Here is a 24416-nt window from a genome sequence, read left to right as displayed (position 1 = left end):
GGCCGACCGGCGATCGCCGCGGCGACCCGCGCCTCCCGGTCCGCGCCGACGGCGGCGACGATCGCCTCTTCCCGGCTGGAGAAATAGTTGTTGTACGTCCGCGGCGATACCCCGGCGGCCTCGGCGATGTCCTCGACCCGCACGTTGTCCGGCCCGCGCTCGAGGGCCAGCCGCATCGCCGCCTCGCGCAGCGCCACCCGGGTGGCCTGCTTCTTGCGCTCCCGCAAGCCCGTCGGTTTCGTCGTCACGGGTCTCGTCGTCACGGGTCGATCATGCCATATCTGCGTCCACGCAAAATTGCGTGCACGCACTTTTTGCGCTTAGCTTGGTGGCGGATTCACTCGCGCCAGACAGAAGGGCCCATCCATGCGAGGCAAAGGAATGACCTACGACACCGGGTTCGTCCGCAACGGCAGTACATCCCGGCCGGAGTTCGACCCAGCGGTGGTCCGCCGGGAACTGTCCGTCATTCGGGACGATCTGCACTGCACGGCCGTCCAGATCACCGGCGGCGACCCGGAGCGGTTGGAACTCGCCGCCGGCTACGCCGCGGAGCTGGGCCTCGAGGTCTGGTTCTCGCCGTACCCACTGGAGCTGACGACCGACGAGATCCTCGCGCTGTTCAGCGAGTGCGCGCAGCGCGCCGAGCGCATTCGCCGCACCGGCGCGGAGGTCGTCTTCGTCACCGGCGTCGAACTGACATTGATGAACCGCGGCTTCCTACCGGGCGAGACCGCGATGGATCGCGTCGGTCACCTGTTCTCCGAGCCCGGCGAGCGTGGTGACCGGATAGCCGAGGTGAGCGCCCGCCTCGACGACTTCCTGCGCGACGCGGTGGCCGCGGTGCGGCGCCACTTCCTCGGCAAACTCACCTACTGCGCGATCCCGTACGAGCAGATCGACTGGGCGCCTTTCGATTTCGTTTCCGTCGAGCTGATTCGCTCGGCCGAGGTCGCCGACCGGTTTCGCGACGGCGTGCGCGCCCTGGTCGCTCAGGGAAAACCGTTGGCGATCACCGGATTCGGCACCGCGACCTGGCGCGGTTCGGCCGATGTGGCGCCGCGCAGTATGGAGATCGTCGAATACGACCCCGTCACGGGTGCGGCGGTCCGGCTGGACGGCGACTATGTGCGCGACGAGGCCGGGCAGGCCGCCTATCTCAGCGACCTGCTCGAGATCTTCGACAGTGAGGGGGTGGATTCCGCTTTCGTGTTCCTGTTCGCGCTCCACAGCCATCCCCACCGACCCGACGGCGACCCGCGCGACGACCTCGACCTCGCCGGGCTGGGCATCGTGAAAGTATTCGAAGACCGCCACGGCACCACCTACCCGGATATGACCTGGGAACCCAAAGCCGCATTCGCCGCCGTCGCCGAGTTCTACGGCAGCGACACGTAATTCCCTACCCCGCGGCGAACGCACCCGCCTGCGCCGCCAGCACCGCCGCGGTGGCGGCCCGCCGCGGCCCCTCGGGGTCGGCCGGGGTCCGCAACAACACCAGCTGGTGATACAGCGGTGCGGTCGCAGCGACAAGCACTGCGCGCGTATCGGTTTCGGCGGGAATCTCACCGCGGGCGATCGCCCGCTCGACGACGATCTCGCATTGCGCGTAGCGGTCCTCCCACAGCTGCCGCAGCGCCCGGGCCGCATCCTCGGAGCGGAACGACACGGCGATCAACGCCGACGCGATCGACGACTCCTCGGTGAGCGAATCCTGGATCTCCCGGTTGAGCTCGGTGAGATCGCCGGTCAGCGAACCGGTATCGCGCGGCTGCCAGTCCAGATCGCTCGCCGCCGCGAAGACGTCGGCGATCAGCCCGCCGACATCGCGCCAGCGCCGGTACACCGTGGTGCGGTGCACGCCCGCCCGCGCGGCCACCGTATCCACGGTCAGCGCGTCGTATCCGTGTTCGGTCAGCTCCGCTTGCACCGCGGCCAGCACGTGATCGCGGATGCGAGCGGTGCGTCCACCCGGTCGCGACGCGGGCTGCCGGGCGGCCGCGGGCTCGTTCGCTGCAGATTTCATCGTCGTTCATCCGGTTGCTCGGCGGGAGGGAGTATGCCATCATCCTAAAGCAACATTCGTCGCATTAAAGCAGTGGTCGCGGTTTTCGCACTTTCCGATCAGCCACGGACAGAAGGGATTCCGCATGCCCGAACAACTTCCCGTCACGGCCCCCACCACCCTGCATCCGATGCCCGGGCAGCCGCGAGTCGTCCTGCTGAAACCCCTCGTCACCTCGCCGCTGATCGAGGTCGGCGAATACTCCTACTACGACGACCCGGACGATCCCACCGCGTTCGAAACCCGCAATGTCCGCTACCACTACGGTCCGGAAAAGCTCGTCATCGGCAGGTTCTGCGCCCTCGCCACCGGCGTGCGATTCATCATGAACGGCGCCAACCACCGCATGGACGGGCCCTCGACCTTCCCGTTCCCGACCATGGGTGGCGCATGGTCCCGGCACGTCGACCTCCTCATGGAGCTGCCCAATCGCGGCGACACCGTGGTCGGCAACGACGTCTGGATCGGTTACGGCGCAACGGTGCTGCCCGGAGTGCGCATCGGTCACGGCGCCATCGTCGGCGCCGGTTCCGTGGTGACCTCCGACGTCCCGGACTACGGCATCGTCGGCGGCAATCCCGCCCGGCTCATCCGCCACCGCTACAGCGCGCCCGACATCGACCGCCTGCTGGCCCTCGCCTGGTGGGACTGGCCCCTCGCGCACATCGACGAGCACGTCCGCACGATCATGTCCGGCACCGTCGACGACATGGAGAAAGCGGCACCCGCACAGCCCTCCCGAACCGAGTAACCGCATGTCCGAATCACCCACCCCCGTCTCTCGGACAGCGGAACGCACTGAGACTCAGCGGCATTCGGCCGAGCTCACCGACGCAGCGATGCCAATCAGAAACATTGGGCGTGGAGTATTACGGTCGTGGAATCGCTCCCACCCAAACACCTCCTGCTCGAGGCCTGCCGGGGTCTGACCTACGACGGTCACCCCGTACTGAAATGCGCGTGCCGCCTCAGCGAATTGCACGAGCAGAGACTGTCCGCCGCGCCCGGGCCGACCCTGGACATCGATCGCGATCGAGCCCAACTGGTTTCCGATATCGATCGCTGGGTCGCCACCGAATTACCCCGGGCACACGGCGGCGCACGCATGCACACCGAAACGGTCGGCACCGTGATCGACCGGCTCGCCCAGTTCTCCGCACTGGCCTATCTGACGCTGACGCACGAACCGGAATACGTCATGCACGACGCCTGGCGGCGGCTGTCGGAATTGGCGGTGGCCTACGACCATCTGGCCGGGGAGGTGACCGCCGGCCTGTGCCGGTTGCCGGATCTCAGCGGTCACCGCGACGAGGAATGAGCCACCGGCCGAACGGCGGCGCGGGCGAGGGAACCGACGCCGCCGATTGGCTCGGATGAGCGGATCAGGGCAGTCGATCCGCATCGGGGCGACCCGACACACCGATCCTGCGCCGACATCCTCGAGATTGCCCCGGATGTTCCTGTGAAACGGCTGGCAAGCGGACGCCTCCGTCAGGCCGTCGCCCCCACCTCCGGTCCGGCGGGCATCAACGCGCGCACGGCGTCGATCGTGTCGGCCTGCGCGGGCTCCTTGTCCGGCCGATACCGCACCACCCGCGCGAACCGCAGTGCCACGCCGCCGGGATAGCGCGTGCTGGTCTGCACCCCGTCGAGGGCGATCTCGACGACCAACTCCGGCCACAGATAGACGGTGTGGCCGTCGCGGGCGCGCTCATGGCGCGGAAATTCCGCGGTCTGCCACTGCAGCAGCGCGTCGGTGAGCCCCTTGAAGGTCTTGCCGACCATGATCGGATCGCCCCCGTGCGGATCGCGCGCGCCCAGGTGCAGATTCGACAGGTAGCCGGTGCGGCGGCCGTATCCCCATTCGGCGCCGAGCACCACCAGATCGAGGGTGTGCGCCGGTTTGATCTTCTGCCACGCCCGGCCGCGGCGTCCGGCCGCATACGGTGCGGACAGCGATTTGATCATGATGCCCTCGTGCCCCGCGGCGAGCGCACCATCGAAGTATTCGGCGACGGCCTCGGGCTCCGGATCGATCAGCGCCGGAATCATCTGCGCGCCCGCCACTTTCGCCAACGCCACGCGCCGCTCACGCAGCGGGGCATCGAGCAGATCCCGGCCGTCCAGGTGCAGGCAGTCGAAGAAGTACGGATGCAACAGCAGTTCCCTGGTCGAGTTCACCGTCAGCCGCGGCTCCTCCGAGGCCGGGTCGGCGGCGAACCGGCTCATCGTCTCCTGAAACGGACGAGGCCGGCCGGAGTCCGTGAGCGCCAGCGTCTCGCCATCGAGAACCACACTGTCACAGGGCAATTCGGAGACCAGTTGCACCAGCTCCGGCACCCCGGAGGTGATGTCGCGCAGCGTGCGCGTGAACACCCAGACCTGAGAGCCCTTGCGATGCACCTGAATCCGCGCACCGTCGAGTTTGTGCTCCACGCTCACGTCACCCTCGAATTCACCGAGCACATCGTCGAGTGTGGCGCCGGGCGAGGCCAGCATCGGCTGGATCGGACGGCCGACCTCGAGCCGGAATTCCGACAGCGCCTCCGCGCCGCCCGCGATGGCCGCGGCGGCGGTCACCGGCAGGCGGCCGGAGAGCATATAGGCCCGGCGCACCAGCTCGGCCGGCACATCGGCCGCCTGGGCCACCGCCTCGGCGACGATCGCGGTCAGCGCGCCCTGGCGCAGCTCACCGGTCAGCAGGCGAATCAAGAAAGCGCGTTCGTCGTCGGTCGCCCGAGCGAGCAGGGCGGTGAGCAGTTCCCGCCGCCGCGCGACCGATCCGGATCCGGCCACGGCCGCCAATTCCGTCAGCGCCTGATCGACCGCGGCGACGGTCAGCGTCGATTCGGGCGCGGACTCCACCTCGATGCCGGCGACCGTACGCCAGCCCGCGCCCAGCCTGCCCTGCGGTAGCTCACCGGAAATCCACGCGACGACCGGCATCAATTCGTCCGATTCGGCCCGGCCCAGCAGTTCGGCCAGACCCGCGATCTTGACCTTGCGCGACGCCGATGCCCGCACCGATTCCGACGCCGCGACCACATCCGAAAGCAGCACGGACTCGACGGTAGCCGCTCGGTGTGACATATAGCTCGAGTCCACTGCTAATTCTCCATTGGCAGCTTTGCGAAAGGTCCATAGTCTGGGCATATGGCCAAGACTTACGTCGGGGCGCGACTGCGACAGCTGCGCACCGAACGGGGGCTGAGCCAGATCTCACTCGCCAAGAAGCTGGAGATCTCGGCGAGCTACCTCAACCAGATCGAACACGACGTGCGTCCGCTCACGGTACCGGTACTGCTGCGGATCAGTGAGGTGTTCGGCGTAGACACCAGTTTTTTCGCCTCCCAGGACGACACTCGCCTGATCGCCGAGCTGCAAGAGGTGGTGATGGACACCGAACTCGGCATCGAGGCCGATGCGCAGGAGATCGCCGATATGGTCTCGGCCCATCCCAGCCTGGCCCGGGCGCTGGTGAATATGCACCGCCGTTACCGCAACACGACCGCGCAGCTGGCCGCGGCCACCGAGGACCGCTTCTCCGACGGCAGCGGCTCGGGCGCCATCTCCCGTCCGCACGAGGAGGTGCGCGACTTCTTCTATCAGCGCCAGAACTACATCCACGAATTGGATACCGCCGCAGAGGAATTGGCGACCCGCATGCGCTTGCACGGCGGTGATCTGCGGCGCGAGCTCACCCGCCGGCTCACCACCGGATACGGCGTGCAGATCGTGGAGCGGATCGACCTGGGCGAGGGTGTGCTGCACCGCTACGATCCCGAGGCCCGCAAGCTCGAGATCGCCCCGCATCTGTCGGGCGGTCAGCGCGTGTTCAAACTGGCCACGGAACTGGCATATCTGGAATGCGGTGACCTGATCGACAAATTGGTCGAAGAGGGCAATTTCGCCTCCGAGGACACCCGTACGCTCGCGAAACTCGGCCTCGCCAACTATTTCGCCGCGGCCACGGTGCTGCCGTACTCGCATTTCCACGAGGTCGCCGAGGATTTCCGCTACGACATCGAGCGGCTGTCGGCGTTCTTCGCGCAGAGTTACGAAACGATCTGCCACCGGCTCTCCACCCTGCAACGGCCCAAACTGCGCGGGGTGCCCTTCTCCTTCGTCCGCGTGGATCGCGCGGGGAACATGTCGAAACGCCAGTCCGCCACCGGATTCCACTTCTCCTCCGCGGGCGGGACCTGCCCGTTGTGGAATGTGTACGAGACCTTCGCCTATCCCGGCCGGATCATGACCCAGATCGCCCAGATGCCCGACGGCCGCAAATATCTGTGGATCGCGCGCACGGTCGAGCGGCGCGCCACCCGCTACGGGCAGCCCAGCAAGACCTTCGCCATCGGCCTGGGCTGCGAATTGCGCCACGCCGGACGCGTGGTCTACGCCGACGGCCTGGACCTCAACGATCCCCAGGCCACCCCGATCGGCGCCGGCTGCCGTGTCTGCGAACGCGCCAACTGTCCGCAGCGCGCATTCCCGCCGCTCGGCAAGTCCCTGGATATCAGCGAGCACCGCAGCTCGATCTCGCCGTACGTCCTGCGCTGAGCGGACGGCCACCGAACTCCGGCATATTTCGCGCGGGTCGGGCGATGTCCCGATTCAGTGGATACCTGGCCCACAGCGAGGGGCGAGGCCACGGCGAGTGATCGAAACTCGAGGAGCCGCGATCCGATCCTCCAGAGGAGCACGTCCATGACCACGAAGCCGACCATCGTCCTCGTCCACGGCGCTTTCGCCGATTCCTCGAGTTGGAACGGCGTCATCGCACGCCTGCGCGCCGAGGGCTACGCCGTGCTGGCCACCGCCAACCCCTTGCGCGGCCTCGACACCGATGCCGCCTACGTGGGTTCGGTCCTCGACACCGTCGAGGGCCCGATCGTTCTCGCCGGTCATTCGTACGGCGGCAGCGTCATCACCGTCGCCGCGCACGGCAAGCCCGCGGTCGCGGCCCTGGTCTACATCGCGGCCTTCATTCCCGCGGAGGGCGAGAACGCCCTGGAACTGACCGGCAAGTTCCCCGGTTCCACGCTCGCACCCACCACCGTCGCCCATCCGCTTCCCGGGGCGGCGGGTACCGAACTGCACATCCGCCAGGACGAATTCCCCGCCCAGTTCGCCGCCGACGTGCCGGCCGACGTCGCCGCGACGATGGCGATCACCCAGCGCCCGGTCGCGCTCGCCGCGCTCGAGCAGCCGGCCTCGGCAGCGGCATGGCGCGCCGTCCCGGCCTATTCCCTGGTCACCACCGAGGACAAGAACATCCCCGTGGAGTCGCAGCGGTTCATGTCCGAACGGGCGGGCGCGCACACCGTCGAAGTCCAGGCGTCGCACGCGGTTTCCGTGTCCAACCCCAGCGCTGTGGCCGACCTGATCCTCCTGGCCGCTCAGCGGTGATATGCCCCGGGCCGACAGCCGGAATCTGTCGGCCCGGGCCTGCGGAGCTCGCCGAGACCGCAGGTACGCGCGACGGTCCAGCGAGGCAGCCACCGGTGCGCGCCATTTTTGTTAGCGTGGGGCATGGTGTCGACGGAGCCACGGATCGCACCCGGTCGCCTACGCGAACTGGGCCCGGTGAATTGGGTTGTCTGGCAGGTGCTTTCCCGCGCGGCGGGTACCGACGACGCCCACCTGTTCAGCACGCTCGGCCGCACCGGTGGCCTGTTCCGCGGCTGGCTGCACTTCTCCGGCCGGTTGATGCCCGGCGGCAAACTGTCGCGCTACGAGACCGAACTGGTGATCCTGCGCGTCGCACATCTGCGGAACTGCGAATACGAGACCGACCACCACATCCGCCTGGGCAAACGCGCCGGTGTCACCAAGGACATCCTGGCGCGCCTGCGCACCGGGCCCGAAGCCGAGGGCTGGTCGGACAAGGAACGCGCGCTGCTCACCGCGGTGGACCAACTGGTCACTACCCGCGACGTCGACGATGCCACCTGGTCGGCCCTGGCGCAGCACTACGACGAGAAGCGCCTCATCGAAATCGTCCTGCTGGCAAACCAATACGAAGGTCTGGCCAGCACCATCACCACCCTTCGGATCCAGACCGACCACTGAGCCGGACGGACTCGGCGGCTCAGTCGGACGCCTCGGACCGTTCGATGAGGACGGCCAGGCCGTCCAGGACGCGCGCCAGACCGAAATTCCAGGCGTGCTCGGCGCTGTAGGCGCTGTCGTGAGCCTGTCCGGCTGCCGAGCCGACCCGCGCGGCCAGCGGATAACGCTGCGGATCGAAGACCTGTTCCAGGACCGGGGCCGTGCGTTCCCACCATTCGCGATCCGACAGCCCGCTGTCGGCGGCCGCCCGATCGGTATCGATCGCGATGCGCGCCACCGCGGTGACGAACCCGAGCAGATAGGTCAACGCCGCGTCCATCTCGACATCGCTCAGTCCGAGTCCGTCGAATGCGCTCAGTTCGTGGTCGTATTTCGCGGCGAGGCCCGGACCCAGCGGTGGCCGGGTGGTCGGCACCGCGGCCACCCAACGGTGGCGGGCGAGCATCGAGCGATTGTCCTGCGCGACGGCGCACACGCGTTCCCGCCAGGACTTTCCGGTCAGGTCCGTGCGCGGCATCCGGCCGTAGACCGCATCGAGCATGAGGTCGAGCAGCTCGGCCTTACCGGGCACATAGGTGTAGGTGGCCATCGGAGTCAGCCCGAGTTTCGCGGCGACCGCCCGCATGGTCAGCGCCTCCAGCCCCTCGGCATCGGCGATATCCACCGCCGCCGCCACGACCTCGTCGACACTGCTGCGCTGTCTGGGGCCGCGCCCGGACGCGCGGCCCGCCTGCCGCCAGAGCAACTCCAGCGTGCGAGCGGGATCGCCGGCGCTGGATCGCTCACCGGCGGCGCGCGCCCGGCGGGGCCGCTCCTCGGCCGAATTCTCTGGCACCCGATCTCCCGGTCTCGCCTGCCGTGCCGCCGCGGTTCGGCGTCGTGCGCATCGTATCGAGTCGCGCGCGCCGTCCAGCGGGCGGAATAACTCTCTACTATGTACAGTCTACTTAGTAGAGAGTTATCGGATCGCGCGGCACCATGCCGCGCGCCCGCCCCGAGGAGGACCGTGAACATCACCGCATCCGCCGTCTCGCTCAACGTTGCCGACCCGGACGCGTCGGCGAAATTCCTCGGCACCCATTTCGGATTCACCGTCGATATGTCGGCCGACGGATTCGTCTCGATGACCCGCCCCGACGCCGGATTCCACGTGATCTTCCTGCGCACCGGGCTGGAGACGTTCAAACCTGCCCGCGTCGCGGGTGCGGCCGGCCAGGGGGTGCTGATCGTCTTCACCGTCGACGAGATCGACGCCGAATACGAGCGCGTGCGAGCCGAAGGGGTCGAGATCGTGACACCGATCGAAACCGAGCCGTGGGGCGAGCGCTATTTCCAGGCGGTCGACCCCAACGGCATCATCATCCAACTCGTCCAGTGGGTCGGCGATCCGAGCACCTACGCCGCGGGCGCGACCGAATCCTGACCTGGTCAGCGGCCGAGCGCGCCACCCAGCACCTCGGCCGCGGACGTCGACGGCCGGCCGATCAGTTTCTGCAGATCGCCGCTGGTCACATCCAGCCATCCCGCACGCAGTCCGGCATCGGAATCGGCCAGCACCCGCGCGAAATCACCGGGCACGCCGGCCTTTTCCAATCCCGCCACATACTCGTCCTGTGGCAGATCCTGATACCGCACCGGCTTGCCGGACGCCGCGGAGATCACCCGCGCCACATCGGCGAGCGACAGATGCTCGTCGCCACCGAGTTCGTAGACCTGTCCCGCATGACCGTCGGTGGTCAGAACCACCGCGGCAGCCTCGGCGTAGTCGGCTCGTGCGGCGGCGGAGACCAGTCCGGCCCCGGCCGAGCCGTACAGCACGCCCGATTCCAGAGTCGCGTCGAGACCGTTCAGATAGTTCTCCCAGTACCAGCTGTTACGCAGGAAAGTATGCGGCACAGCGGATTTCGCGATCACCTCTTCGGTGCCGCGATGCTCCTGCGCGAGAATCATCGGATTCCGCTCGGCGCGCGGAATGCTGGTGTAGGCCAGCAGCTGCACCCCGGCCCGCTCGGCGGCGCGCACGACAGTGGTGTGCTGGTCGACCCGCGCACCGAATTCGTTGCCGGACACCAGCAGTAGCCGATCCACACCCGCGAGGGCGCGGTCCAGCGCTTCCGGATCGTCATAGGCGGCCTGCCGCACCCGCACACCGCGCTCGGCCAGGTCGGCGACCTTGGCCGGGTCCCGGACGACCGCGACGACGGGCCCCGCATTCCTGTTCGACAGCGCCTCGACGACGAGACGGCCCAGCTGCCCACTTGCCCCGGTGACGGCGACGGTCATAACCCAACCTCCAGATCTGGTGTAAGAACATTTGTACTAACTATTAGTTAGTACTTGATATTCCCGCACTACAGATGAAAAGTTCACTACCGCAGCGATAGGTAGCATCGAGAGCATGACGAGCCGGCAACTGCGATCGGCGGACGACGCCGATCCGACCCTGGAAGCCGACGTCTTCGCGCGCAACTGCCGCTCCCGGCCGGTGCTGCAGAATGTCGCGAGCCGCTGGGGCGCACTGGCCCTCGTCGCGCTGCGTGAAGGTCCCTACCGTTTCAGCGCGCTGCGGCGCCGGGTCGACGGCATCAGCGAACGCATGCTGTCGCAAACCCTGCAGGCCCTCGAACGCGACGGCATGATTCACCGCGAGGTCCAGCAGACCATCCCCCCGCGCGTCGAATACACCCTCACCGAACTGGGCGAACAGGTCGCCGATCAGCTGTACGGCCTGATCGCGATCCTCGAGGACAACATCGACGTCATCTCGGCGGCGCAGGACATCTACCACCGCGACTGATCGCCCGGACACGAAAACGGCCCGGTACCAGGCGTATTCGCCGATACCGGGCCGTCAGCGCGGAGATCAGAAGTTGATCATGTGACCCGCGAGACCGTGGAACGCCTCCTGCAGCGCCTCGCTCAGCGTCGGGTGGGTGTGCACGTTGCGCGCGAGTTCGTTGACGGTGAGGTCCCACTTCTGGGCCAGCGTCAGCTCGGGCAGCAGCTCCGACACATCCGGGCCGATCAGGTGGCCACCGAGCAGCTCACCGTACTTCGCGTCGGCGACCAGCTTCACGAAACCGGTCGGATCACCCAGGCCGTGCGCCTTGCCGTTGGCGGTGAACGGGAAGGTCGCGACCTTCACGTCGTAACCCTCGTCGCGCGCCTGCTGTTCGGTGAGGCCGAAGCTGGCGACCTGCGGCTGGCAGAACGTCGCGCGCGGCATCATCCGATAGTCGCCCAGCGGCAGCGTCTCGGCGCCCCCGATGGTCTCGGCCGCGACCACACCCATCGCCTCGGCCACGTGCGCCAGCTGCAGCTTCGCGGTGACATCGCCGATGGCGTAGATGTGCGGCACGTTGGTGCGCATGTAGTCGTCGATCGCGATGGCGCCGCGCTCGGTCAGCTGCACGCCGGTGTTCTCCAGGCCGAAGCCTTTCACCCGCGGCGCGAAACCGACGGCCTGCAGCACCTTGTCGACGGTGACGGTCTCGACCGAACCGGACTTGTTGTCCTTGATCGAGACGGTGACCTTGGAACCGTTGTCCTCGATGGATTGCACCGAGGCACCGGTGGTGATGGTGATGCCGAGCTTCTTGTACGCCTTGGTGATCTCCTTGGAGACATCGGCGTCCTCGTTCGGCAGCGCGCGGTCGAGGAACTCCACGATCCGCACGTCCACGCCGTAGTTCTTGAGGACGTACCCGAACTCCATACCGATCGCGCCCGCGCCGACGATCAGGATCGACCCCGGCAGATCCCGGGTCAGGATCTGCTCCTCGTAGGTCACCACGTTCTGCGACAGCGAGGTGCCCGGCAGCAGCTTGGTCTCGGTGCCGGTGGCGATGATGACGTTGTCGAAGGTGACGGTTTCGGTGCCGCCGCTGCTCAGTTCGACCGAGAGGGTGTTCGCGTCGGTGAAGGTGCCCTTCCCGTCGAACTCGTCGATCTTGTTCTTCTTCATCAGGAAGTGGACGCCCTTGACCCGGCCGTCCGCGACCTTACGACTTCGGTCGAAGGCGGCACCGAAGTCGAAGCTCGCCTGTCCGGAGATACCGAACGTCTTCGCTTCCTTGGTGAAGATATGGGCCAGCTCCGCATTGCGCAGCAGTGCCTTGGACGGAATGCACCCGACGTTCAGGCACACGCCACCCCAGTATTTCTGCTCGACGATCGCTGTTCGCAGGCCGAGTTGAGCGGCGCGGATCGCGGCGACGTAACCGCCGGGACCAGCGCCGAGAACGACGACATCGTAGTGGGAAGTCACGGGAACGAGCCTAGCGCTGTTGCCGGAAGCTCACTCATCCATCCCCCGCAGGGGTGAGAGGCCGGCCACAGCGTGCGCCTACCTCCAGACCTCCCGCGCCGCGCGGGCGAAGTTGCCGTGGAAGATCGCCGCGCGTTCGGAGTCGATGAAACCCCTGCGGGCCAGGACTTCGTCCAGTCCGGCAACGCGGGGCCGGGCGTGCGGGTTGTCCACATCCGTCCCCGGATGTGGCGGCAGTCCGAGCAGATCCTCGGGCGGCACCCATTGCAGCGGCCCCCATCGCGTGTAGTCCTCGGAGAAGTTCTCCGGCGCGGCCGCGATCTCCGCGTTGAACTGGTCCCCGTCGAACGAGAAGTCCGAACCGATCCCGATGTGCTCGACGCCGACCAGATCGGCACCGTAGGCGATGTGGTCGGCCATCGCCTCGATGCGCGCGGCCCGTCCCTCGACGCGGTTGCGGCCCAGAAAGATTCCGACGCCGTTGATCCCGATCACCCCACCGGTCGCAGCGCAGGCGCGCGCCTGGTCGTCGCCGATATTGCGCGGATGCGGCCACAGCGCCGCGAAATTGGAGTGGCTGTAGATCATCGGCCCACCCGCGACATCGGCGATATCCAGTCCGGTCCGGCGCGAACAATGCGACCCATCGGCGAACATCCCGACCTCACCGAGCGTGCGGATGATCGTGCGGCCGTAGGGAGTCAGGCCGCGATCGTCGGGGTCCAGGCAGCCGCCGCCGGCCGCGTTGGCGTGGTTGTAGGTCGGCAGCAGCGAACGCACGCCGAGCGAATGGAACAGCGCGATGTTGTCCGGATCGCCGTCGAGCGGCCGCGAATCCTCCAGATCGAAGGCGAGCGCGATGCGGCCCTGGGGGCCGGATGCCACCTCGGTGTCGCCGACGGACTCGACGAGCCGGAAACGCCCGTCCGCCAGAGCCTTCCGGCGCAGCAGGTGGATCATGGCCAGCGCATCCTCGATCGAATGCAGTGAGTACCCCACATTCACCGACAGGTACGAGCCGGCCGGATAGCGCGTCAGTTCGGTGACATCGGCGGACGGGAGGATCGGCAGGCAGCAGTGCTGCTCCCAGAGCGGATGTGCCACCGCGGTCCTCCTTCCGGCGTCGCCGAGGCGTCCCGCAACTGTACGGAGTCGTGACCGCACGCGGCGACCGGACACGGCGGCGCGACGCACCCGCCGCACCTCTCGCCCGTCGGCGGACCGACCGGTAGGCCACAATGTGACCCATGAGCGGCGCCGAGCAAACGACCGACCCGTACCTGTGGCTCGAGGATGTCACCGGCGAACGTGCCCTGTCCTGGGCGCGGGCACACAACGAGGTGGTGATCGAACGCTTCGCCACCTCCGACCGGTTCGACGCCCTCGACCATCGCATCCTCGCCATGCTCGACACCGACACCCGCATCCCGTACCCGACGCGACGCGGACCCTGGCTCTACAACTTCTGGCGCGACGCCGAACACCCCCGCGGGCTGTGGCGGCGCACCACCTTCGACGAATATCGCGGTAACGATCCGGCCTGGGATGTGCTCATCGACCTGGACGCCCTGGCCACGGCCGAGGACGAGAACTGGGTCTGGGGCGGGGCGGCGGTGCTGCGCCCGGACCAGAAACTGGCCTTGATCAGCCTGTCCCGCGGCGGGGCCGACGCCAAGGTGGTGCGCGAATTCGATCTGACCACACGGCAATTCCGCCCGGCGGCAGCGGGCGGCTTCCATCTGCCCGAGGCCAAGTCACAGGTGCGCTGGATCGATGCCGACACCGTCTACGTGGGAACGGATTTCGGCCCCGGCACGCTCACCGACTCGGGATATCCGCGGCTGGCCAAGCGCTGGCGCCGCGGCACCCCGCTGTCGGAGGCGGAAACCGTCTTCGAGGGCGAGCCGGGTGATGTGATGGTCTCGGCCGGCTACGACCGCACGCCCGGATACGAGCGCCACTACGTCGCCCGCGCCACCGACTTCTTCAACGAATCGGTTTATCTGCTGGACCCCGACGGCACGCTGCGGCATATCGACGTACCCACCGACGCCTCCGAGTCCTGGTACAAGGATTGGCTGCTGGTGCAGTTGAAATCGCCGTGGGAGGTGGGCGGGCGCAGCTACCCCGCCGGCGCCCTGCTGGCCATCGACATCGACGACTTCTTCGGCGGCGCACGCGATTTCGAGGTGGTCTTCGAACCCGACGCGCACACCTCACTGCACGGCTACGGCTGGACCGAGAACCACCTGCTGCTGATCACGCTGGAGGACGTGCAGACCAAGCTGTACGTCCTGACCCCCGGCACGGCGACGGCCCCGGGCGCGGGCTGGACCCGCGAACCGCTCGCCGACACCCCGCCGATGGCGACCACCAACGTCATGAATCTGGATCCCCTGGAGAGCGGTGACGAATTCATGCTCACCACAAGCGGTTTCACCACTCCGGCGACGCTGCTGGCCGGTTCGGTGGGCAGCCCGGCGGTAGCCCTCAAGCGGGAACCGGCGTATTTCGACGCCGAGGGCATCGACACCGAGCAGTTCTTCGCGCGCTCCGACGACGGAACCATGGTGCCGTACTTCGTGATTCGCCACCGCGACCACAAGGGCCGGCCCGGCCCGACCGTCGTCTCGGGCTACGGCGGCTTCGAGGTCTCCCGCACCCCCGGCTACAGCGGCGCCTCGGGAATGGGCTGGCTCGAACGCGGCGGCGCCTGGGTGATGGCCAACATCCGCGGCGGCGGCGAGTACGGGCCCGAATGGCACACCCAGGTGCAGAAGGCCAACCGCTACAAGGTCTACGAGGACTTCTCCTCGGTCGCGAAAGACCTCGTCGCGCGGGATATCACGACCGCGGAACAACTCGGTGCGGTCGGCGGCAGCAACGGCGGCCTGCTGATGGGCGTGATGCTGACCCGCTATCCGGAACTGTTCGGCGCCATCGTCTGCCAGGTGCCGCTGCTGGATATGAAGCGCTACCACCTGCTGCTGGCCGGCGCGTCCTGGATCGCCGAATACGGCGACCCGGACAAGCCCGAGGAGTGGCAGTACATCAGCGAGTATTCGCCCTATCAGCGCGCGATGGCGGCCGATCCGGCACGCCCGTACCCGCCGATCCTGCTCACCACCTCCACCCGCGACGACCGGGTCCACCCCGGCCACGCCCGGAAGATGGCGGCACTGCTGGAATCTCAGGGCCGGACCGTCTGGTACCACGAGAACATCGAGGGCGGTCACGGCGGCGCGGCCGACAACAAGCAGATGGCCTTCCAATCCGCGCTGATCTACGAGTTCTTCACCCAGATGCTGATCGAGCGCCGGAACACCGCCTGACCGACGCGTCCCGCTCTCGAAACAGATGACCAAAGGCCCGCGGTGACCAGGGCCTTTGGGCTCTGGAGCGTGATCTATCGCACTGCCATTCTCGGTTCGAGGACCGAGAACGACAGGATTCGCAATGCGCACACCGACAGCGGTCGGGCGCCACACCGGGCCATCGAGATCGCTGTCGCGAGCGCCCTCCGAGACCTGCGCGGATCACCGGTCCCGGCCCTACCGGAACTCGTCGAACGGCTTGCCCGTCAGCGACTCACCGATTCGGCCATCTCGCCGACCACCGCGGTTCGGTAGCGGGTTCTCGAGAGGAGCACACACATCATGGATACGTTCTGGGACTACCTCTGGTACACGATTCTGGTGTTCGCCTTCGTGGCCTACCTGATCATCCTGTTCCAGATCCTGACCGATCTGTTCCGCGATCATACGGTCTCCGGCATCGCCAAGGCCGCATGGGTGATCTGCCTGGTGATATTCCCCTACATCACGGCTCTGGTCTATCTGGTCGCGCGCGGAAAGGGCATGGCCGAGCGGGCCCAGCACGCTCACGTGGAAGCCAAGCAGGCGGCCGACGACTACATCCGTCAGGTGGCGGGCAAGTCGCCCGCCGAGCAGATCGCCGACGCCAAGGCCCTGCTGGACTCCGGCACGATCGACGCGACCGAGTTCGCCCAGCTGAAGGCCCGCGCACTCGGTCACAACGGCTCCGGCACAGGCAATGCCGGACCCGGCAGCCCCCAAAGCAATGTCGACCAGGGCAGTGTCGACCCGGGCAATCTGGCAGCCAGGTAGCGCTACCCGGCTCCGGTCCGCTCGCCGGCCGCGGTGTCGGTGTCCGGATCGGAGCCGACGGCACGCCGCGGTAGCCGGCCGGTGAAGAACAACGCGATGACGGCCAGCATCGCCGTCACCGCGAAGGCCACCTGCAACGCCAGCAGGCGGGCATCGGAATTGACCGCGACGACCGCGTCGGCTGTCGACTGATCGACTCCGGCGGCGGTGAGCGACTGTCGCAGTTGGGTATTCGACAGGAACGGCACGCCATCGGCCAGTTCGGTGTCGGCGCGCTGCGCGACCGAGGGCGGGACCGCGGGGTTGTTCTCGATCCCGCTGATCACCGAGGAGGTCAGCGTGGCGATGAGAATGGAGCCGATCAGCGCGGTGCCGAGCGAGGCGCCGAGATTCGTCGCGGTGTTCTGCAGCCCGCCGACCTCCGCGCTCTGCGAATCCGGCACCGCCGATACCGTGATCGCGCCCAGCTGCGAGGAGAGCGCCCCCAGCCCCAGGCCCATGAACAACATCGGCACCGACACCACCGCGGCATTCGCTCCGGGATCCATGCCTCCGGCCAGCAACAGGATTCCGATGATCATCGACCCGAGGCCGAGGCGCACCACCCGCCGTGGATTCGCCCGCGGCGCTACTTTGGGAATTCCCGCGGCGGCGGCGACGAGCGCGATCGACAGCGGAAGGATGCGCACGCCGGTCTCGAGCGCACTCAATTCCAGCACCACCGACAGGAACAGCGGTACCGAGAAGAACACTCCGGCCTGAACCGCGAACTGCGCGAAGAACATCGCCAACCCGCCCCCGAGCCGGCGATTGCCGAACAACCGGGGGTCGACCAGCGGCTCCCGGCCGGAACTCACCAGCCGGTTCTGCCACCGCAGGAAGGCATACAGCACCAGCAGGCCCGCCAGGATCAACCAGATCACCGGCGACAAACCCGCGATCTCGGTACCGCCGGGGTGTGGGCGAATCCATCCCCATTCGCTGGACCGCAGTACCCCGAATACCACGGACCCCAGCCCGACGACCGACAACACCGAACCCAGAAGGTCCAAGTGCACCCGCTGGGCCGGTACGTCTGCCACGCGGCGCAGCACCAGCAGAATCGCGACCACGACCACGACCTCGCCGAAGAACACGTACCGCCAGGACGCGAAGGTCGTCACCGCCCCGCCCACGAGCGGGCCCACGGCCACGGCCATCGCACCGGCCGCGGCCACGAGTCCGTATGCGGCGGCGCGGCGTTCGCGGGCGAAGTTCGCCGCCACCAGCGACACGATCGCCGGCATGATCAGCGCCGCCCCGATGCCTTCCAGCAGCGACCAGCCCAGCAGCAGCACACCCAGATTCGGCGCCAACCCGGTGACCAGCGAGCCCGCGCCGTAGATGACCAATCCGACGCCGAATGCCCGCCGCCGCCCGAGAATCGTCCCGACCTTGCCACCGGTGACCATCAGCGATGCCATTACCAGCGTGTACAGCGTGATGGCGGTTTGGATTCCGGTGATCGTCGTGCCGACATCGTGGGCGACCGTCGCCATCGAGACGTTCATGACGGAACTGTCGAGGGTCATCAGGAATTGACCGGAACCCAGCACCGCCAAGACGAGTGTGGATCCGGAGGCGGCGCCCGGCCGCGCCGTCATTCCCGCCGCGCTCGTGGTCGAGCCGACGCGAGACGACGGCCGGAGCACCGGTTACGGCGGGCGACCCACCTGCGCATTCGTCTATTGAAGCACCCGCGGCCCCGGAATCGGCGGTGTTCGGCTACAGGTCGCGCACCCACTTCTCGATGCGGTCGACGGTCGTTTCCGGATCGGTGATCCAGCCGTTGTGTCCCAACGGTTTCGGCTCGTGCCAGGTGCTCACGCGCGCCTTGGGAAGCTTCTCCAGCAGATGTGCGGCCGCACTGCGCGGGGTGAGATCGTCGCCGGTGACGGTGATCGAGAGGACCGGCAGCGTGAGCCGCGCGATGCGCTCGTCGTAATCGATATCGGCGCCGACCGGCACGAATCGGCCGGTGCGGGCCAGCCGGGCCCAATCGGAGATCAGTACCTTGGACTGCCGCCCGAATCCGCCGGCGGTGATTCGATCGCCCGGCCAGAAACCGGCGAGGTTCGCGGTCAGCGAGATGGCGGCCGGTCCGACCAGCATTGCGGAGCGGGCGATTCCGCCGTATCCCCGGTAGTAGGGCGTGCCGGAGGCGACGAGAATCAGCCCGCCCAGCCGGCCCCGGATCCGCGCGGCGTACATGACCCCGAGCTGGCCACCCATGCTGTGCCCGAGCAGCATCGGCGTACTGTCCGGGAAACGGGTGCGCACGGCCTCGAAGATCGCCGGAAAATCGATCGACACCAGCTCGTGGTAGCCGTAGGTACTGGACGAACTCGGCTTCGGCCGGCTGTCACCGTTACCCCGCAACTCCCCGATCGCCGCATCGAATCCGCGCCGCGCCAGCTCCCGCGCGAAATCCCCGTAGTACTCGCCCGGCACACCCAGGCCCGGAATGATCACGATGACCGGGCGCGGGGCGTCCGCGGTGATGGCATGCCGGTGCGGACCGGTCGCGGCGACGAACCGCACCGGCACCGTCGACCCGTCCGGCATCTGGATCGGAATCGTCTCCATACGCGCACGCTACCGCGAGCCACACCCCGGCCGCCGACGCCCGGCCCGCTTCTTCACCAGCTCACAAGGCCGCCCGGTGCACGAGCCGCAGGAGCCCACCGCCTCACGAGCTCACCGCATCAGGAACCCACCGCATCCGGCTCGGCCGACCCGTCGGCGGATCGCTGCCCGGTCTCCCGATCCACCGCGTCCTCCGCGACATCGCCCTGCGTACCGGCGAGCCCCTCGGCCTTCGCGTCGGCGACAGACCGGCCCGCCACCTCCGCAACCATTCCCCCCTCGGCGACCGATCCTCTCGCCGCGTCGGCTACCACTTCCTCCACCGCGTCCGCGACCAACGCTTCCGCCGCCACGATGGCCTCGCGCGCGGTGTCGTTCACCGCGGGTGCGCAACTGCGCTCCAGCAGTTCCTCGAGCCCCAGCCGGGTCGCCACCACCACCAGCTGGTTGCCCGCGGCGAGCACCCTCTGCGCCGCGGGCTGCCATTCGAGCGCGTCGCCGACCGCCGGCTGCACCGCGATGACCCGGGTGTGCTCCGTCGATCCGAGGTCGGCGATCCGCAGCCCGATCAGCGCCGATCCCGGCTCCACCGGAACCTCGGCGACCAGCAGGGTGGCCTGGTTGATCGTCAGGGTCGCGATCACCCGCCGCTCCACCACCGCCGCGGCGAATCCGTCGGCGGCCAATTGGAAGACGCTGCGTACCACCGCCTTCCCGAGGCTGCGCTGTACCCGGTCGGCCAGGTCGTCGTCGGAGACGCGCAGCACCACCCGCAGATCGTCACGGTAGGACTGGCCGAGCATCGCGGCCTCCAGATTCACCGCGTCACTGGAGGTCAGCAGGACCAGCGCACGCGCCTTCGGCACACCCACCGCACGCAGTGTGTCCTCCCAGGTGGCCTGCCCGATCACCACCGGCACCCCCAGGCTGCGAGCCAGCGCGATGCCGCGCGCGTTCTCGTCGTAGTCCAGCCCGACCACCGGTACGCCGAGGTCGCGCAACTGTTCCACCACGCGCATCCCGACATTGCCCAATCCCGCGACCACCACGTGGTTTTCCATTCGCGAGGGGTCGATCGAATATTCCGAGAGCTGCGCCCGCAGGACTCCGCCCACCACCAGCGCGGTGACCACCGGCGTCATCGCCAGCCCGGTGAAGACCACCCCCAGTTGCAGGATCTTGAACAGCGGTTCGCGCCCCGGCTCCGGCTGCGCCGCACCCGCCGAATCCAGCAGTGTTTCGTATACCGCTGTGCCCCAGCTGTTTCCGATCAATACCATCATGACGCACACGGCCGCGATGATGATCAGCATCACCAGCAGCAGCCGGATCAGATCGTGGCGGACCAGATAGCGCAGCTGATTCAGCCAGCGCCGCCGCGCCCCGGGGGAGTACGGCACCCGCCCGGCCAGCGCCAGCACCCGGTCCGCCGGTGCGTGCGGCGAGCGCAACGCGATTGTGCCGGGCCCGCCGGCCAGTCCGGACACCACCCGGTCCGGCGGCGCATCACCGACTGCCGCGACATACAGCGTGCGTTCCCCCAGCCGCAGATAACCCTGCGCCTTCTCGCCGAGGGCCGCGGCGATGAACGACGGCGCGGCCATCTCCGAGATCGAGAGAACCACACAGTCGGAGAACAACCGGCGGATGCGAAAACCCAAGCCGGTGTTGAACATTCGAATGACCAGCCGGATCCGAGGGTTGAGTTCGTGCGCGCGCAGCGCGGCGTGGAAGTTCTCCACATCCGCCTGATCAACCAGGGCCAGGGCCGGCGCCCGCTCCACCCCGGCCGCGCGCAGAACGGTTTCGTCCAGGCGCTCGGCGCACAGAATCCGGACCCGGTCCAGCTTCTCCAGCTGCGGTACGTAGCTACCGTTGCGATTCGGCAGCACCGCGGTCACGCTGGCGTCGGGGAACCGGGTGGTCAACTGCAGTGCCAGCTGATGGACGAGCGGGTTGTCGCCACAGACGACGAATGTCGGGGACTGCCCGCCCCCCGGCGAAACATGCACGTATCGATGCTAGAGCGAATCCCGTTCGGCGGCACGATGCTTCGTCGATCAGGCGCTGACCGCACCCATGATGACCCGGCGCAACACCCTGATCACCTCGTCGAGAGGCCGGCGTGGCTCCGAACCGCTCCACTCGTCGACCACGTAATTCACCGCACCGATGATGGCGAGCATGCGCGTCTCGTAGTCGCCGCTGGGAATCTCGCCCTGCAGCGCCGCATCCTCGGCGGCTCCGGCCAGCAGCGCACCCCATGCGCGCCGCAGCTCCAACCGGAACTTCTCCACCTTCGGCCCGGCGCCCACCACCTCGACGAGAGCGACGCGGGCCTTGCGCGGATCGCGCCCGATGGACTCGATATAGGCGCGCACTCCGGCGTCGATGATCTCGATGGCACTGGCATCGGCATGCGCGTCCAGCGCGGCGACCACCGCGTCCCGGGATTCCCGGTCGATCTGTTCGTAGAGTTCCAGCAGCAGCGATTCGCGCCCGGTGAACTCCTCGTAGAACTGACGCGAGGAAAGTCCGGCGTCTTTGCAAATGGCTCCGACCGAGCTATTGGCATACCCGTCTCTGGCGAACACAGTCAGTCCGGATTCCAGAAAACGCGCACGTCGCTGCCGCTGCCGGTCTTCTACGGGCTGCCCGGCGTACATCCTACCCGCGTTCGTTTCCTGTGACATTGCGCCAGACAATACCGAAGGGCCCGATTCCCTCGTCATGGATCGGGCCCTTCGCTTACACCTCCGACTGACCGCGCGTTAGCCGGAAGTTGTCTCTATGATCGGAGCGCCGATGCAATGACTGCGCTCTTCATGTCGCGGATGGTTTGCCAAGACGGAGGATAGTCGATAACACCTATACAACGGAAGAGTTTGAAGGAATTTTCTAGGTTTTATTTCCGCAACGATTCCATCAGGAAATAGTCGCGCCACGCGGCGGCAGCGCGAGCGGAAGGCCGAAGCGCGGGAAGTTCTCGGCGGGCGGGAAATGCGTGAGCGCCGAAATGCCGTCCGGACCGCACGTCGTCACCAGAAGTCCGGTCGCCCGAAACGTCCCGTCCACCCGTCGGGAATAGCAGCCGAATGCCGGCTGCCCATTGGCGCGCACCGATTGCAGCCGGATCTGTGCCCCGTCCCGAAATGCCGGAATACCGCGGAGGAATTCGCCGATCGCCGCGCGGCCGCGGTACTCGTGGGGCCACGGCGGCATGGTCAGCCAGGCTTCGTCGGTGAGCAGCGCGACCACGGCGCCCACATCGGCGGCCTCGAAGGCGCGCGCGAAGCGCTCGCCGAGCCTGCGTTCCGCGGGCGACTCCGGCGCCGGCCCCGGCTGCCCGCCCGCGTCGCGAGACAGCCGTTCCCGAGCGCGCTGCAGCGCGGCCTTCACGGCGATGGGAGTGAGCCCGAGCAGGTCGGCCACCTCCGCCGCACTGAATTCGAGCACGTCCCGCAGGACGAGGACGGCGGCCTGACGCGGCGGAAGTTGTTGCAGCAGTGCGATGAACGCCAACTCGACCGAGGCCCGCGCGGTCAGCACCTGCTGCGGGTCCAGCAACGCATCCGGACACGGCTGCAACCAGCTCACCTCGCCGTGACGCGTCGGCTCCGGAGCGTCGAAGGGCAGCGGCGCGACCGGCCGGCGCAGTGCGGCCCGGCGGAAATTCAGGCACCGGTTGGTCGCGATCCGATAGAGCCAGGTGCGCACCGACGACCGCTGCTGGAATTCGCCCATCCCGCGCCACGCCGCGAGCAGCGTCTCCTGCAACGCGTCCTCGGCGTCGTACATCGACCCCAGCATCCGGTAGCAGTGCGTGCGCAACTCGGCACGGTAGGGCTCGGTGAGCTCACGAAAGGTCCGCTCATCCACACCGCGCGCGGTCGACGAGTCCGTCATCGTCCTTTCCTCACAGCCCCATCCTCACATCGGGCACCGACAACCGGTCCGTTCCCGGTCCGGCCGGTGTCTGTATCAGGGAACGATTCCATCGACCCGAGAAGAGGACGACATGATCGCCGACGACAGCCCCGCGGCCCGAGTGGCTCTCGCCTATTTCGAAGCCTGGACCGGAAGGGACATCGATCGCGCAATGACCTACATCGCCGACGACATCGTCTGCGACGCACCCCCGGGACGCCTCGAGGGCGCGGCGGCCTACCGCGAATTCATGGAACCCTTCACCCGAATCCTCACCAGCGCAACGATGTTCGCCGCCTTCGGGAACGAGACCACCGCGCTCGTCTGCTACGACACCGCGACCCTCCCGGTACCGAGCGCCCCCGCGGCGGAACTGGTCACCGTCGCCGACGGCCGAATCACCACCAGCCGCTTCATCTTCGACCGGCTGCCGTTCGAAGCAGCCCGCGCGCACGACCACAGTTAAGTAACTACTTGACTATCGGGGCGAGGCTCCTACACTTAAGTGGGTGCTTAACCAATCCGAGCGGCTGGACCTGATCTTCCGGGCGCTCACCGACCCCACCCGCAGATATCTGCTCGAGCGGCTCGGCCGGGGACCGGCGGCAGTCAGTGCCCTGGCCGAGCCGCTGGAGATGAGCCTGGCGGCCGTTGTGCAGCATCTGCAGGTACTGCAGGACGCCGGCCTGGTGCGGTCGGAGAAGGTCGGCCGGGTGCGCACCTGCCACCTGGTACCCGATGCGCTGCGGCCCGCCGAGGATTGGTTACGCGCGCGGCAGACCCCCTGGGAACGCCGCCTCGACGCGCTCGGCGCCACCCTCGCCGAGCGGACCAACCCCGACCCCGAGGAGTCGTCATGACGCCCACGCATTCCCTGGTCCATTCCACCTTCACCCTCGAACGCGACTACCCCGTCACTCCCGCAACGGTTTTCGGCGCATGGGCTGAACCGGAACGGAAGGCCGAGTGGTTCAGCGCACCCGGCACCGAGCACGAACTCGACTTCCGAGTCGGAGGTCGCGAGATCGCCGCCGGTGTGCACGACGGCAAGCGAATGACCTTCACGACGACCTACCAGGAGATCGTCCCCGGCGAGCGCATCGTCTACACCTCCACCATGGGTGTGGACGACGCCGTCGTGACGGTCTCGCTCACCACTGTCGAATTCGCCGAAACCGCGGCCGGCACCCGCCTGACCCTCACCGAACACGGGGCCTATCTCGACGACCACGAAAAGCCGGAATGGCGCGAGCACGGGACGAGCGAGCAACTCGCCACCCTCGATGAACGCCTCCGGGAAATGTCGAACCGATAGAAATAGGGCTCGAAA

At 67.6% G+C, this 24416-nt stretch carries 25 protein-coding genes; 13 read left to right on the top strand and 12 right to left on the bottom strand.

Annotated elements, in window-relative coordinates:
• Positions 1-263: TetR/AcrR family transcriptional regulator (locus NE2_RS32820; RefSeq protein WP_373862297.1), on the bottom strand; the 263-nt coding region annotated here is incomplete at its 3' end.
• Between the two features lie 118 nt (positions 264-381).
• Here NE2_RS32820 and NE2_RS32815 point away from each other — a divergent pair.
• Positions 382-1398 (top strand): glycoside hydrolase family 113 protein, encoded by a 1017-nt coding sequence (locus NE2_RS32815; RefSeq protein WP_233429957.1) that lies wholly within the window; start codon positions 382-384, stop codon positions 1396-1398.
• A 4-nt stretch (positions 1399-1402) separates the two neighbouring features.
• Here the strand turns inward: NE2_RS32815 and NE2_RS32810 are convergent, their stop codons facing one another.
• Complete coding sequence (locus NE2_RS32810) at positions 1403-2026, bottom strand: TetR/AcrR family transcriptional regulator (RefSeq protein ID WP_063032433.1); 624 nt, start codon at positions 2024-2026, stop codon at positions 1403-1405.
• A gap of 124 nt (positions 2027-2150) precedes the next feature.
• Here NE2_RS32810 and NE2_RS32805 point away from each other — a divergent pair, with 124 nt between their 5' ends.
• Positions 2151-2816, top strand: a complete 666-nt coding sequence (locus tag NE2_RS32805) for a CatB-related O-acetyltransferase (RefSeq protein ID WP_063032431.1) — start codon at positions 2151-2153, stop codon at positions 2814-2816.
• A gap of 126 nt (positions 2817-2942) precedes the next feature.
• Positions 2943-3383, top strand: coding sequence for a DUF4254 domain-containing protein (locus tag NE2_RS32800; RefSeq protein WP_036526375.1), 441 nt, complete (start codon positions 2943-2945; stop codon positions 3381-3383).
• A gap of 173 nt (positions 3384-3556) precedes the next feature.
• Here NE2_RS32800 and NE2_RS32795 read toward each other — a convergent pair whose 3' ends face one another.
• Positions 3557-5125, bottom strand: a complete 1569-nt coding sequence (locus tag NE2_RS32795) for an ATP-dependent DNA ligase (protein WP_063032429.1) — start codon at positions 5123-5125, stop codon at positions 3557-3559.
• 93 nt (positions 5126-5218) lie between these two features.
• On the opposite strand from NE2_RS32795, the gene ramB reads away from it, so the two are divergent.
• The 3 genes from ramB (at position 5219) to NE2_RS32780 (ending at position 8140) form a co-directional block, all read left to right on the top strand.
• Positions 5219-6628: an acetate metabolism transcriptional regulator RamB gene (ramB, locus tag NE2_RS32790; protein WP_063032427.1), complete on the top strand. Its 1410-nt coding sequence runs from the start codon at positions 5219-5221 to the stop codon at positions 6626-6628.
• A 147-nt stretch (positions 6629-6775) separates the two neighbouring features.
• Positions 6776-7477 (top strand): alpha/beta fold hydrolase, encoded by a 702-nt coding sequence (locus NE2_RS32785; protein ID WP_063032425.1) that lies wholly within the window; start codon positions 6776-6778, stop codon positions 7475-7477.
• Positions 7478-7600: 123 nt separating this feature from the next.
• Positions 7601-8140 (top strand): carboxymuconolactone decarboxylase family protein, encoded by a 540-nt coding sequence (locus NE2_RS32780; protein WP_063032423.1) that lies wholly within the window; start codon positions 7601-7603, stop codon positions 8138-8140.
• 19 nt (positions 8141-8159) lie between these two features.
• Here the strand turns inward: NE2_RS32780 and NE2_RS32775 are convergent, their stop codons facing one another.
• Positions 8160-8975, bottom strand: coding sequence for a TetR/AcrR family transcriptional regulator C-terminal domain-containing protein (locus tag NE2_RS32775; protein ID WP_063032421.1), 816 nt, complete (start codon positions 8973-8975; stop codon positions 8160-8162).
• 171 nt (positions 8976-9146) lie between these two features.
• Between NE2_RS32775 and NE2_RS32770 the strand changes: the two genes are divergently transcribed.
• Positions 9147-9563, top strand: coding sequence for a VOC family protein (locus NE2_RS32770; protein WP_063032419.1), 417 nt, complete (start codon positions 9147-9149; stop codon positions 9561-9563).
• A gap of 5 nt (positions 9564-9568) precedes the next feature.
• On the opposite strand, the gene NE2_RS32765 is transcribed toward NE2_RS32770, so the two are convergent.
• On the bottom strand, positions 9569-10423 hold the full coding sequence (locus NE2_RS32765; RefSeq protein WP_063032417.1) for an SDR family oxidoreductase: 855 nt from the start codon (positions 10421-10423) through the stop codon (positions 9569-9571).
• Positions 10424-10538: 115 nt separating this feature from the next.
• On the opposite strand from NE2_RS32765, the gene NE2_RS32760 reads away from it, so the two are divergent.
• Entirely contained in the window at positions 10539-10937 is a 399-nt protein-coding gene (locus NE2_RS32760) for a winged helix-turn-helix transcriptional regulator (protein ID WP_063032415.1), read from the top strand.
• A 66-nt stretch (positions 10938-11003) separates the two neighbouring features.
• Here NE2_RS32760 and lpdA read toward each other — a convergent pair whose 3' ends face one another.
• The gene (gene lpdA, locus NE2_RS32755) at positions 11004-12407 is read right to left on the bottom strand and encodes a dihydrolipoyl dehydrogenase (protein WP_030518736.1); all 1404 of its coding nucleotides are present in this window, start codon (positions 12405-12407) and stop codon (positions 11004-11006) included.
• 78 nt (positions 12408-12485) lie between these two features.
• A complete protein-coding gene (locus NE2_RS32750) occupies positions 12486-13511 on the bottom strand; it encodes a dipeptidase (RefSeq protein WP_063032413.1) in 1026 nt (341 codons plus the stop codon).
• Between the two features lie 143 nt (positions 13512-13654).
• Between NE2_RS32750 and NE2_RS32745 the strand changes: the two genes are divergently transcribed.
• On the top strand, positions 13655-15739 hold the full coding sequence (locus NE2_RS32745) for a prolyl oligopeptidase family serine peptidase (RefSeq protein WP_063032411.1): 2085 nt from the start codon (positions 13655-13657) through the stop codon (positions 15737-15739).
• Positions 15740-16063: 324 nt separating this feature from the next.
• Positions 16064-16534 carry an SHOCT domain-containing protein gene (locus tag NE2_RS32735; RefSeq protein WP_084494494.1) on the top strand — a complete coding sequence of 157 codons (471 nt, stop codon included), beginning with the start codon at positions 16064-16066 and terminating at the stop codon, positions 16532-16534.
• A 2-nt stretch (positions 16535-16536) separates the two neighbouring features.
• On the opposite strand, the gene NE2_RS32730 is transcribed toward NE2_RS32735, so the two are convergent.
• The 5 genes from NE2_RS32730 to NE2_RS32710 all read right to left on the bottom strand — a co-directional run bounded on the left by NE2_RS32730 (position 16537) and on the right by NE2_RS32710 (position 23065).
• Complete coding sequence (locus tag NE2_RS32730) at positions 16537-18177, bottom strand: MFS transporter (RefSeq protein ID WP_063032407.1); 1641 nt, start codon at positions 18175-18177, stop codon at positions 16537-16539.
• A gap of 121 nt (positions 18178-18298) precedes the next feature.
• Positions 18299-19159 carry an alpha/beta hydrolase family protein gene (locus NE2_RS32725; protein WP_063032405.1) on the bottom strand — a complete coding sequence of 287 codons (861 nt, stop codon included), beginning with the start codon at positions 19157-19159 and terminating at the stop codon, positions 18299-18301.
• Between the two features lie 119 nt (positions 19160-19278).
• Positions 19279-21171 carry an NAD-binding protein gene (locus NE2_RS32720; protein WP_063032403.1) on the bottom strand — a complete coding sequence of 631 codons (1893 nt, stop codon included), beginning with the start codon at positions 21169-21171 and terminating at the stop codon, positions 19279-19281.
• A gap of 48 nt (positions 21172-21219) precedes the next feature.
• A complete protein-coding gene (locus NE2_RS32715; protein ID WP_227463169.1) occupies positions 21220-21852 on the bottom strand; it encodes a TetR/AcrR family transcriptional regulator in 633 nt (210 codons plus the stop codon).
• Positions 21853-22084: 232 nt separating this feature from the next.
• Complete coding sequence (locus NE2_RS32710; RefSeq protein WP_063032401.1) at positions 22085-23065, bottom strand: RNA polymerase subunit sigma-70; 981 nt, start codon at positions 23063-23065, stop codon at positions 22085-22087.
• 112 nt (positions 23066-23177) lie between these two features.
• Here NE2_RS32710 and NE2_RS32705 point away from each other — a divergent pair, with 112 nt between their 5' ends.
• Genes NE2_RS32705 through NE2_RS32695 form a run of 3 tightly spaced genes read left to right on the top strand, consistent with a single transcriptional unit; the run spans position 23178 to position 24401 of the window.
• Positions 23178-23552 carry a nuclear transport factor 2 family protein gene (locus NE2_RS32705; RefSeq protein WP_063032399.1) on the top strand — a complete coding sequence of 125 codons (375 nt, stop codon included), beginning with the start codon at positions 23178-23180 and terminating at the stop codon, positions 23550-23552.
• A 43-nt stretch (positions 23553-23595) separates the two neighbouring features.
• The gene (locus NE2_RS32700; RefSeq protein WP_063032396.1) at positions 23596-23946 is read left to right on the top strand and encodes an ArsR/SmtB family transcription factor; all 351 of its coding nucleotides are present in this window, start codon (positions 23596-23598) and stop codon (positions 23944-23946) included.
• On the top strand, positions 23943-24401 hold the full coding sequence (locus tag NE2_RS32695; protein WP_063032394.1) for an SRPBCC family protein: 459 nt from the start codon (positions 23943-23945) through the stop codon (positions 24399-24401). The genes NE2_RS32700 and NE2_RS32695 overlap by 4 nt, the downstream gene beginning before the upstream one ends.
• The last annotated feature ends 15 nt before the right edge of the window (positions 24402-24416 follow it).

Origin of the sequence: Nocardia elegans NBRC 108235, assembly GCF_001612845.1 — a bacterium.
GTDB classification, from domain to species: Bacteria; Actinomycetota; Actinomycetes; order Mycobacteriales; family Mycobacteriaceae; genus Nocardia; species Nocardia nova.
Note: the sequence above shows the minus strand (reverse complement) of the source record. Positions and strands in the feature narration are given on the sequence as shown.